The 10,656-nt window shown below is 43.1% G+C and carries 7 protein-coding genes and 1 pseudogene; 2 read left to right on the forward strand and 6 right to left on the reverse strand.

Features of this window, described 5'->3' with window-relative positions; translation table 11 throughout:
- Positions 1-32: 32 nt before the first annotated feature.
- Entirely contained in the window at positions 33-572 is a 540-nt protein-coding gene (gene folK / locus HWQ23_RS26200; protein ID WP_292834950.1) for a 2-amino-4-hydroxy-6-hydroxymethyldihydropteridine diphosphokinase, read from the reverse strand.
- 271 nt (positions 573-843) lie between these two features.
- Between folK and HWQ23_RS26205 the strand changes: the two genes are divergently transcribed.
- Both HWQ23_RS26205 and psb35 read left to right on the forward strand, forming a co-directional pair.
- The gene (locus tag HWQ23_RS26205; protein ID WP_292834952.1) at positions 844-3,240 is read left to right on the forward strand and encodes a transglycosylase domain-containing protein; all 2,397 of its coding nucleotides are present in this window, start codon (positions 844-846) and stop codon (positions 3,238-3,240) included.
- Between the two features lie 311 nt (positions 3,241-3,551).
- The gene (gene psb35, locus HWQ23_RS26210) at positions 3,552-3,782 is read left to right on the forward strand and encodes a photosystem II assembly protein Psb35 (protein ID WP_292834955.1); all 231 of its coding nucleotides are present in this window, start codon (positions 3,552-3,554) and stop codon (positions 3,780-3,782) included.
- Between the two features lie 99 nt (positions 3,783-3,881).
- Here psb35 and HWQ23_RS26215 read toward each other — a convergent pair whose 3' ends face one another.
- From HWQ23_RS26215 to HWQ23_RS26235, 5 genes and pseudogenes are all read right to left on the reverse strand, one after another.
- Entirely contained in the window at positions 3,882-4,304 is a 423-nt protein-coding gene (locus HWQ23_RS26215) for a tellurite resistance TerB family protein (protein WP_292834958.1), read from the reverse strand.
- A gap of 57 nt (positions 4,305-4,361) precedes the next feature.
- Positions 4,362-5,717, reverse strand: a complete 1,356-nt coding sequence (locus HWQ23_RS26220) for a 16S rRNA (cytosine(967)-C(5))-methyltransferase (protein WP_292834961.1) — start codon at positions 5,715-5,717, stop codon at positions 4,362-4,364.
- An 82-nt stretch (positions 5,718-5,799) separates the two neighbouring features.
- Entirely contained in the window at positions 5,800-7,254 is a 1,455-nt protein-coding gene (locus HWQ23_RS26225; protein WP_292834976.1) for a glycoside hydrolase 100 family protein, read from the reverse strand.
- 658 nt (positions 7,255-7,912) lie between these two features.
- Positions 7,913-8,572: pseudogene (locus HWQ23_RS26230) on the reverse strand (Uma2 family endonuclease).
- A 271-nt stretch (positions 8,573-8,843) separates the two neighbouring features.
- A complete protein-coding gene (locus HWQ23_RS26235) occupies positions 8,844-10,616 on the reverse strand; it encodes a DnaJ domain-containing protein (RefSeq protein WP_292834978.1) in 1,773 nt (590 codons plus the stop codon).
- Positions 10,617-10,656 lie beyond the last annotated feature (40 nt).

Here is a 10,656-nt window from a genome sequence, read left to right on the forward strand (position 1 = left end):
TCAGCATTCTTCTGCGTTTAAGGATGGTAATTTTAATTGCCCATCAATAAATGTACATCAGAACAGTCTACCTCTTTCAGCAGTTCTTTAATAACACACCCAGAAACTGGTTCTATCCAATCTGGGGCAATTTCTGCCAGTGGTACTAACACAAAGGCACGATCCCGCATTCGCGGATGGGGAATCTGGAGATTTGGTGTATCCAGAATAAAGTCATCAAATAATAACAAATCTAAATCGAGGGTTCGTGGCCCCCAGCGTTCCTGACGCACACGCCCAAATTGTTGTTCAATTTCTAACAAAATTTCTAATAACTGCTGGGCTGTGATTTCTACCTGCAATGTGACACAGCCATTTAGGTAATCTGGCTGTGGTGGCCCCACAGCTTTGGTTTGATACCAATTGGATCTGGCTTCTAAGTGAATACCTGACGTTTGAGCTAAAATCTCTATAGCTGCTTCTAAAATGGTTTGTGAATCGCCGATATTACTACCAAGGGCAACGGCGCTTCTTCTAGGTTTTGCTTCGGCGTACCTCGCATTTCGGCTTGGCTCAGTGACCTCCGTAGGCATCGCACTCTCCTTAAGTAAGCCGTTTTTTGGCTGTCTTTGTGGATACTTTGCTGCACCTGTTCCAGAAAATGCCAATCGTTTTTATATTCTGAATATTGATCAAAATTACAGTAGTTTTACAAAATTAAATTAACTAAAATCTCAAAAACATTATTTTATAGTGAATTTAGTTAATTATTTATAGGATATTATACTAACACAATGGTGGTGCAGTAACCCCAAAGTTGATTGATGGTGGTTATATAGTTACTACTTTGAGCGAGGAACTGACGTGGGGAAGCTTACCTCCTGGTTCAACAAGCGAAGACCAACCAATTTGAGTGACTCTGAACAAGGAGGAACAAATGAGAGCTTACCACCAGCACATGTGCCGCAGGCGAGGCAGTTACTGAGCAAAATGAAAATTTTCCCATCTAGTAGGATGAAGTCCAATCAGTCAACTGGCGGTAAACCACTCTATCGTCGCATCTGGTTTTGGGCAGGCTTGGGTGTAGGTGGTGGAATAGCTGCCTTGCTCTACGGTGTCAGTTTAATAGATCAGACATTGCCAGATCAGGCACAGTTGAACGCCGTGCTCAGAGAGCAAACACTAACCATCAAAGCCGCCGATGGCAGCATATTACAACAACAAGGTGAAGCGACCAGAGAACAGCTAAAGCTCGAACAAATACCAGATAATTTAAAAAAAGCTTTTATCGCCTCAGAAGATAGAAGATTTAAACAACACAACGGAGTTGATCCTCAAGGGATTGTCAGAGCAAGTTTGAATAACTTGCGATCGCAAGGTGTGGTGGAAGGTGGTAGCACCATCACCCAACAGCTAGCGCGGATTCTGTTTTTGAAACAAGAACAGACAATCTGGCGCAAACTCAAGGAAGTCCGCCTAGCACAAAAAATGGAGAATGAATTAACCAAAGATCAGATTTTAGAGCGTTACCTGAATCTGGTTTATTTGGGAGGTGGAGCTTATGGTGTGGCAGATGCATCTTGGGTATATTTTAGTAAAACGCCAGACCAACTTTCCCTAGCCGAAATGGCAACAATTGCTGGATTAGCCCCTGCTCCTAGCTTATACGCCCCAGACAAGAATCCAGAAGCGGCGAAACGGCGGCGTGACTTGGTATTGCTACGGATGCAAGAAGATAAAGTAATTACACCGGAGCAAAGGCAGGCAGCAGTTCAGGAGCCACTAGCCCTGAAAAGCAGTTTACCCAAGCGAGTGCAAGTAGAATCACCCTACTTTACCAGCTACATCCAAAAAGAATTGCCGAAGTACGTTTCTCCTAACGTGCTAAAAAGTGGGGGTCTAGTAGTGGAAACTACGCTGAACCCAACTTGGCAGAAAGTCGCAGAAGAGGCGGTTGCCAAAACGCTGCGAAATCAAGGACGCTGGGAGAACTTTAAGCAAGGAGCAATGGTAGCCATTGACCCCCGCAACGGTGAAATTAAAGCAATGGTTGGGGGAAAAGATTTTGGTAAAAACCAGTTTAATCGAGTTACTCAGGCACAACGGCAGCCAGGATCGACATTTAAAGGGTTTGTATATGCCACTGCGATCGCTAGCGGTAAAAGCCCCTACGATAGCTACGAGGATGCGCCCTTTGTCGTAGACGGCTATGAACCGAAAAACTATAGTGAAAAGTTTCACGGTTCAATGAACATCCGAGATGCCCTCACCCGCTCTGTTAATATTATTGCGGTAAAGGTGTTAATTGATGTCGGATTTGCGCCGACGATTAAACTTGCCCATGATATGGGGATAAAATCTGAACTCAAGCCCACCTACTCCTTGGCTCTCGGCTCAAATGAAGTGAATCTGCTAGAGTTGACCAGCGCTTATGGCAGTTTTGCAACTCAAGGATTGCATACAGAGCCTCATGGTATTAGCCGCATCCTCAACCGCCAAGGCAAGGTGATCTGGTCAGCTAATTTCAAGTCTCAACGCGCTCTTGACCCTGACAGTACCGCGATCATGACTTGGATGCTACGCAACGTCGTAGAAGAGGGGACTGGTGCTGCTGCTCAATTAGGTAATAGACCAGTTGCTGGCAAAACCGGCACCTCCGATGAAGCCCGCGATTTATGGTTTATTGGCTACATTCCCCAGATGGTGACAGGGGTCTGGCTAGGTAACGATGATAACCACCCCACAGACGGCAGTAGTGGCAGTGCGGCTTACACCTGGCACGAATTTATGGAAAAAGCCGCAGAGGGGATGCCTGTAGAAAAGTTTCCCAAACGACCCAAGTTAGAAGGTCGCAAAGGCACGATCAAAGCCCAGGCCATCAAGCCTAAACAAGTGCTGAATCGTTCTATTAGCTCTGATGATGACTCAGAAGGGGAAAGTGCTAGAAATTCTAATTCTGAGGATAGTGGTTCATCTACAAGACGTAGAAGCAGAAGGAGATATTCTCAAGAAGAACAGCAATCTAGCGATTATACCCCAAGACGGAGAAGGCGCGATCGCAGCGAAGAATCAAGTTCCAGTAACTCTTCTGAGTCATCATCTTCTCCACGGCGGCGCTCTAGAAGAGTAGAATCTGATTCTTCCGCGCCTCGAAGAACTCGGCGAGAGTCGTCTCCAGCAAATAGTTCCGGTTCTTCAGGTTCTTCAGGTTCTTCATCACCACAGCCATCCTGGCGGGATAGACTTAGACCTCCTCAGTAATAAGGAAGTGGGCAAATAGGGCAATTCAATGCAAGGATTTTAGATTTTGGATTAAATTTCAATTCTTTAATCCAAAAGCGTTCGACCGAGCGCTCACGCCGTACTCCTTCTCTACGAGACGCTCCGCGAACGGAGAAGCAAGCTACGCGTAGCGTTCCGCAGGAAAGTCTAAAATCTAAAATTCTTACCCCCCTGCTCTTTCCCATGCAATATTAAGTTGCTCAAACTAAACTCCGGGGGGATGTTAGGTGATACGCTCATCTTATATATAGTGTATTAAATACTGTTGCATAATCTTGGAGAATATACTCATGGATTTCTTGATGCAAGTAGCAGCACCAGCCATAGATGCTGCTCCTCATTTTCCCTTCGCTTTCACCTTGGTATATGTCGTTGGTTTTATTGCTGCTGTAACCATTGGTTCAATAGCTTGGTACAACTCGAAACGCCCCGCAGGTTGGGAAAGCAAAGAGCGTCCTGATTTTGTGCCTAAAGTTGATAAAGAAGAAACTCCGGGTCTAGGTGAACCGAAGTCAAAGTAGTGATCACTGATGAGTGCTGAGTTTAATTGCCAAACTTAAAAAAATCATCTAGAGACGCGATTCTTCGCGTCTTGTCAACTCATAACTCATAGCTCGGTGTTAGTTTTGCACTTCAACCCAACGGCGGTAAAGTTTTTGAATTTGCTTGAGAAGCAGATTGTGAGCTGGTTGACTTGAGTCATTCGGCTTCGCTATATCCTGCAATTTGGTCAGGAGTCTGGCTTCTTCGACGGCAACTTCGCCATCGCTATAAATTAACCCACTGATGGCTTCAATCAGATTTTCACAATCTTCAAGGCTGGGGCGATCGCCTAAATACTCCCGCACCCAGTCATAGCACTCTTTTGGCTCTACAGGAACTAATTCATACAGCCAAGGCTTAATTTCTGGATCGTTAGCCAAACCTTTTGCTTGAGCTATTTCGCGCAGATATTGCCGTTCTTCTGGCTGGATTTTGCCATCAATCCAGGCTGCTCCAATCAGGATTTTAACTAAGTTTTTCACATTGGAAGGGCTAACCATTGCTGCCTCCTCTGGTAGATTAAGACCTCCATCAAATCGTACAATCTCAAACAGTATTCACTCGGAATTATTGGCTTTTCTTAAGCGCACCATAAAAAAGCCATCCATGTCCTGTCTATGGGGCCAGACTTTAAACCAACCTTGAGGCGTGCTATGGACAGAATCAGGTAACTCAACGCCGCTTGCAGACTCAATTTGCCAATCAGGTGACTCAGCTAAAAATGCCGAAATCACTTCTTCGTTTTCTGCTGGATGCAATGTACAGGTGGCATAAACTAGTACACCACCGGGCTTGACAAAAGTAGATGTATGTGTTAATAATTGTTTTTGCAGCAGCGAAAGTTCCCGGACAGATTCTGGTGTCTGTCGCCAACGAGCATCAGCATGACGGTGCATGGTTCCTAACCCAGAACATGGAGCATCAACTAATACGCGGTCTGCGGTGTTTTGAAATTGGTTGAAGTGGCGACTGTCACCAATGTAAATTTGAATAGATTGTAAATTCAGCCGTTGAGAATTTTCTTGGAGTTTGCGAAGACGAGAGTGAGTGCGATCGCAAGCCCAAATTTTACCCTTATCTGCCATTAATTCCGCAATGTGGGTTGTTTTACCCCCTGGTGCAGCACAGGCATCAATTACCACCTCACCTGGTTTGGGGTCAAGCAAATGACCTACCAATTGGGCACTACTATCTTGTACAGTCCACCAACCTTCTTTGAAACCAGGTAGTTTTTGAATTGACCCAGCATTACCAATCAATCGTAAAGCTTGGGGTAAATGAGGAATCCGTCTCACCAAAATATTAACAGATTGCAAAGCCGCCTCAACTTCCTCGATGGAAGTCCGAAGTGGGTTGATACGCAAGTCAATTGTTGGTGATTGGTTCATCCATTCACACAGTTGTTCTGTCTCGGCCAAACCCAGTTGTTCTAACCAAACTTGAATTATCCAGTCAGGAAAGCTGTGTAAAATGCCCAAGCGTTCCACTGGGTTTTCTGGAAGTTGTAACGGATCTTTCTTTATCTTCTCTGCAACGCGGATGTATTGGCGTAATAAACCGTTAACAAAACCTGTGAGTCCAGAAAAACCGTTTTCTTTAGCGAGTTGGACGGTGGTATTAACAGCAGCTGAAGCGGGAATACGCTCTTGATAGCGCAGTTGGTAGAAGCCCAGATGTAAGATAGTGCGAAGGTCTTGTGGTTGTTGATCAGAGTTCTTTTTAGCGAGTTGATCAATGAGAGTATCAAGAGTGCGCTGCCTTCTGACACTCCCATAAATCAATTCTGTCACCAAGCGGCGATCGTGATCAGGCAAATTAACTTTTTGCAGCACTCTATCTAGGGCAACATCAGCATAAGCCCCCTTATGAACATCTCGCAAGGCGGTAAAAGCTATTTGACGGGGGTTTGTCATGGAAACACGATTCAGGAGTCAGAAGGCTTTTGTATTCTAACTCCTGTACAGACGCGATTAATCGCGTCTCTAATTTAATTTCCTATCGAGTCAGATACGGGTCTACAGTGGCGATTTCAAACTCACATGCTCTAGAAACTTGTTCTGCTGGTAATTTTCCAAAGCTGATTAATGGTAAATAAGTGGGGTTTGCCATCAGTTCTTTTGCTAATAAGAACCCAGTAATTGTCCAAGTTTGATATTTCCTAGCTTGTTTCCCAATCAGTCGCCCTTTCTTGCCATCGTAATATTCTGGCCATTCATCTGCAATCAGGCGTGGCCGAGCAATTTCAATAGCCTTTTGTGCCAGACTTGTTTTATTAGTTTTTACAGCCGCCGCAGCCAACATCCACATTAAAACTGGCCAACTCCCAGCATTATGATACGACCAGGGTATATTTTTGGGGTCACATCCAGTTACAATTCTGTACTCTTCATTTTGCAAAGCTGGGAAACAAATTTTCATTGGCATATCTCCCACCAAGTCATCCCATCGTTCCTCAATGAGAGTCATAATCGCTTGAGACTGTTCTTCGGTGGCTAAGTCTGAAATGATTGCCATTAAGTTTCCGAGTGAAAAGAAACGAGTATCTAGCTGCGACGGGCCAACATTACCTGCTAGATAACCACCTTTTTTGGGCAGCCACTTATCTAATTCATAATAGGGAACAGAATCTACATATATGTTGAACAGATTAACAGCACCCTTGCCATATTCTTCACTTTTGAAGCGATAAATTGCATTCAGGCGATTAATATCTATCCAATAATGCTGGCGAATATGAGCACATAAAAGAGGCAAGCGATTATCAATCGCTTCAACAATATCGGAATTTCCTTGACAAATTAGCAGTTCACGAGATGCCCGCAATGCCGTGTAAAAAAGAACTTGTAGTTCTAGAGGATGCCCATAAATGCCCATACGACGGTCAATCATACAAGCACCATCTGGAACCAACAGCGTTGGGTACATATCAAAACGATTCGCCAAGCAGATTTCCATGATTAACCTGATCCCATTTTGGAATTCAGGTTTATAGGCTAGAGAAAAATCGTCTGTGGCCACTACATAAGCACGCAACAAAATAATCCACCATAGGCAAGAATCTACGGGTGTAACTCTAGCGATCGCATGTTCACCAAAGTCTGCTTCTAAATATTCTTGCCCATTTTCTGATACCACTTTAAAGCTAGCTGGGATTAATCCTCGTCCCGGCTTATAGGCATCTAATGCTCTTTCTGTCGGCTGTAACTTTAAGGTTTCTTCTAAGAAATTACGAACAATATCTGTTCTACCTTTGATCAGAAAAATTAGACCTGAAGAGACAAAATCCCGGATAAAGCACTGGTCATAATTGAGCGCCTCTACAGATGCATCATAAGCGGCTACCGTTCCAACGGGGCGTCCTTGATAGTAGAGAATTGACTTCTCTAGCGCTTGCCACGCTTCTTCCACTTCTTTTAAATTTTCAGTAGTTTCCAATTCGTTTAGGTGCATCGCCAGAATAACTCCATTTGGGTTGTAAATTTGCGGTAGATGCGTCTTCATTTATTCTTTTTGCTACTCTCAGCATAACAAAAACGATTCTTTGAATAGCAAATATAATTGAGATAAAAAGTCATCAACTAACAATAAATAAATCTGCTGACATTTATGCAGGTTTATTGCTAGTTAAGTTGCTGATAATCTATTACTCTTTTGGTTAATTTTGTTGTTCTTCACCGCCAGAAGTAATATAATTCTTAAAAACAGTCACACAAGATATATTTTTGGATTATTTATTGTTCCCTTTCATGTCTGGAATCTTTGCTTTACCAAACAAAAATATATCTTCAGTGCTATTTAGGGTTTGTGTGAAGTTAAAACTGGTTGCAGTATATTTACTTGAGCAGGATTAGTTTTTGACACTAATAAGTCAGATTATTCCCCTATAAACTAATAATTTATAACTTTTTTTCAGAATATGCAAGATGAATTATCTAAAAATTTAAGAGATCAATATTTCTCAAGGGTTAAATATCTCACCCTGCTGACAGATGACATGGAGCGTTTATGGGTAGTATATATAAATACATATTCTAACAGTAACCTTGCTTACTTGTGGTATATATATTGAATTAGATAGCTAATTAAGTTAGCAAACAAGTGATGTTAATTACTGTTCTCCCAAAGCAGCCTTAAACACTTGTTCAGCAGTCAGATTTAGCTCTCTTAAAGTTGGCGATTGAATTCGGTCATTTCCACAAAACTGAGTGATTTGGTACTCGCCTTCCACTAATCTGTAAACTGATATTTTAGGTTGTTTAGGATTGCCAATAAACCGTTTTCCACCAAGAGCAGCATAGTCAACAATCCAATATTCGTAAATCCCAATTTCTTCTCTTCTCTACGAGAGGCTGCGCCAACGAGACGCTACGCGAACATATTCAGCGAATTTGAGAAAGTAATCATCTCGCCAATTTGTACTCACAACTTCCACTACCAATGGAATGGATGCTGCTTGAGTAACTGTTGATGATTTTTTCCAAAGTGGTTCATTAACTAAGTTAGGGAGATTCAATACCAGCACATCTGGAATATAACCAGATTTTTGATCAACAGATTTGACTAATGCTTGACCAGGAATCGAATAAGCTAGGTTAAACCTGCGAATTTCAAAATTGAGTTCTCTAATCAAAAATGCTCTGACCAACTCATGTTCTCCTGTCGGCTGCATTTCAACTATTACTCCTTTATGCAATTCATATCTGCCATTCTCAGGCTTCCATTCGACGAATTCTTCAACAGTTATCGGCTCTGCTGCATATTGAAACATAACACTATTTCCTCAATTATTGTTCATATTTTGACTCTGACTTTTCACGGAATTTAGAAAACCTCTCTTCTTCATCTCTCTTTTAGAAGGAGGAGCCACTGCGCCCTTGCGTGCCGACTTGTTCGCGTAGCATCTCCGACAGGAGAAGCATGTGGCGTCAGAGACTTTGAATTTTCCCGCTTAGAGCGTTGGGAAGTGGGTTAGATTTTCGTGAGCTTTTCCAGATGACATGAAAAGTCAGATTTTGACTAGCATCGATAAACTGCTAACTTCATATTACCTGCTCCTGGAATTCTTTATAAGCTTGATTAATTGCTTGCATTGAGGCTTTTGCAATCGCAGAACTGTTGACATCAGGATGATACTGTCTTGCTAATCGACGGTAGGCAAGTTTGACAAAGTTGGGATGATCACCCTTATTTACACCCAAGACTTCCCACCATTCCCCAGATAGTACAGGGTCGAGATTAGATTTATCAAAGCTTGGTATTTGACTCCAAACCTTGATGCTTCCGCCATTACCGCCACTTACCAGCGTCTTGCCATCTGGACTGAAAGCAACAGGACTACAGCCAGAGAGAGTTTGTAGTAGTTCCCCTGTGTGGAGGTTCCAAAGTTTGATAATACCGTCTCTACTGCTACTGGCGAGGGTTTTTCCATCAGGGCTGATGGCAACAGACAAAACCGCCGTTAAGTGTCCAACCAGAGTACTGAGTAATTCTCCAGTTTGGAGATTCCACAGCTTTATTGTGGCGTCTGTGCTACCGCTAATAAGAGTTTGACTGTTAAGACTGATGGCAACTGTATTTACTGCTGCCAAATGTTCAGTGAGAATGGAGCGCTGTTGCCAAGTTTTGACATCCCAGAGCCTAATACTTTTATCAGCACTACTGCTTGCAAGGATTTTACCATCGGGACTAATAGCAACTGACAAAACTGCATTTGAATGTCCATTCAAAGTGCGTTTTATTGTTCCCGTGTAGCGTCCCCAAATTCTTATAGTCTTATCGGCACTACCACTAGCAAGAATTGCGCCATCAGGACTGTAGGCAATCGAGTTAACAAAACCATTATGACTATAGGCATTTAAATAAAAGAATGTATGGTGAAATTTTCTTGTGTCCATCTGCCAAGTGCTGATTTTGCAATCGACACTACCACTTGCAATCTGCTTTCCATCAGGGCTGATAGCAACAGATAAAACTGCCTCAGCTTGTCCAGAGAATATATAAATCCATTTTCCGGTTTTTAAATTCCACAAATTAACTTGTCTGTCATCACTGCCACTAATCAAGGTAATACCATCAGGAGTGATAGCGATCGCATTAACTGCCGCTAAGTGTCCTTTGAGTGTGCGTACACATCTCCAGGTTTCAGGTAGCTGGGTTGTCAGAGATATTATTTCTGCTTCAATATTGGGAATAGAAGGTTTAGGGGTAACAAATTCTGATTTTTTCTTAAATTCAGCCTTGAGTGCCTGTAACTCATCCTCGACTTCCAAAACAGCAAATTTTTGGTTGAGATCCTCACCAAATAAAAATGCTTCTAATTCCATCAATGCGTCTAATTCCATCAATGCTTCGGAATAGTAGCCCATCTGCAAGACTTTCTCTTCCATCCGTTCAAAAAGCTGTGCTGGAGTTTCCCTAATTCCAGATTCGTCTAACAGTTTGGCAATACCATAGGCGGCGAGTCCCACTACTGCACCAATTCCTACCATCGGTACTGCACCAATCCCAAATGCCAGCCCTACTTTAGGTGCGACTAAACCCATACCACCGATGACGCTATAAACACCAGCACCGCCGACTGCACCAATTCCCATTGTAGCGATCGCAGCAGCATCTCCCTCTGCGATCGCTTTAAAAGCGCCATAAGCAGCTGCACCAATCACAGCGCCAGCACCGACTACAGGAGTTGTCCCAATTCCAATAGCGCCAAATCCGCCGGCTAGTCCCATCCCGCCGACTGTTGCGGAAACACCAGCACCTGCTATGGTTCCGCCTGCAATAAATGCTGCACCTGTTTTACCCGGATTTCTCACCAAGATTGAAAAAAGAGGGGTCAAAAACTGCCAAAATGTA

Origin of the sequence: Nostoc sp. JL33 (assembly GCF_017114985.1) — a bacterium.
Lineage (GTDB): Bacteria > Cyanobacteriota > Cyanobacteriia > Cyanobacteriales > Nostocaceae > Nostoc.

What these genes read in the sequence shown, in the direction of transcription:
- folK (WP_292834950.1), bottom strand. Translation starts at nt 572, where the DNA reads ATGCCTACGGAGGTCACTGAGCCAAGCCGAAATGCGAGGTACGCCGAA.
- psb35 (WP_292834955.1), top strand. Translation starts at nt 3,552, where the DNA reads ATGGATTTCTTGATGCAAGTAGCAGCACCAGCCATAGATGCTGCTCCT.
- HWQ23_RS26215 (WP_292834958.1), bottom strand. Translation starts at nt 4,304, where the DNA reads ATGGTTAGCCCTTCCAATGTGAAAAACTTAGTTAAAATCCTGATTGGA.
- HWQ23_RS26220 (WP_292834961.1), bottom strand. Translation starts at nt 5,717, where the DNA reads ATGACAAACCCCCGTCAAATAGCTTTTACCGCCTTGCGAGATGTTCAT.
- HWQ23_RS26225 (WP_292834976.1), bottom strand. Translation starts at nt 7,254, where the DNA reads ATGCACCTAAACGAATTGGAAACTACTGAAAATTTAAAAGAAGTGGAA.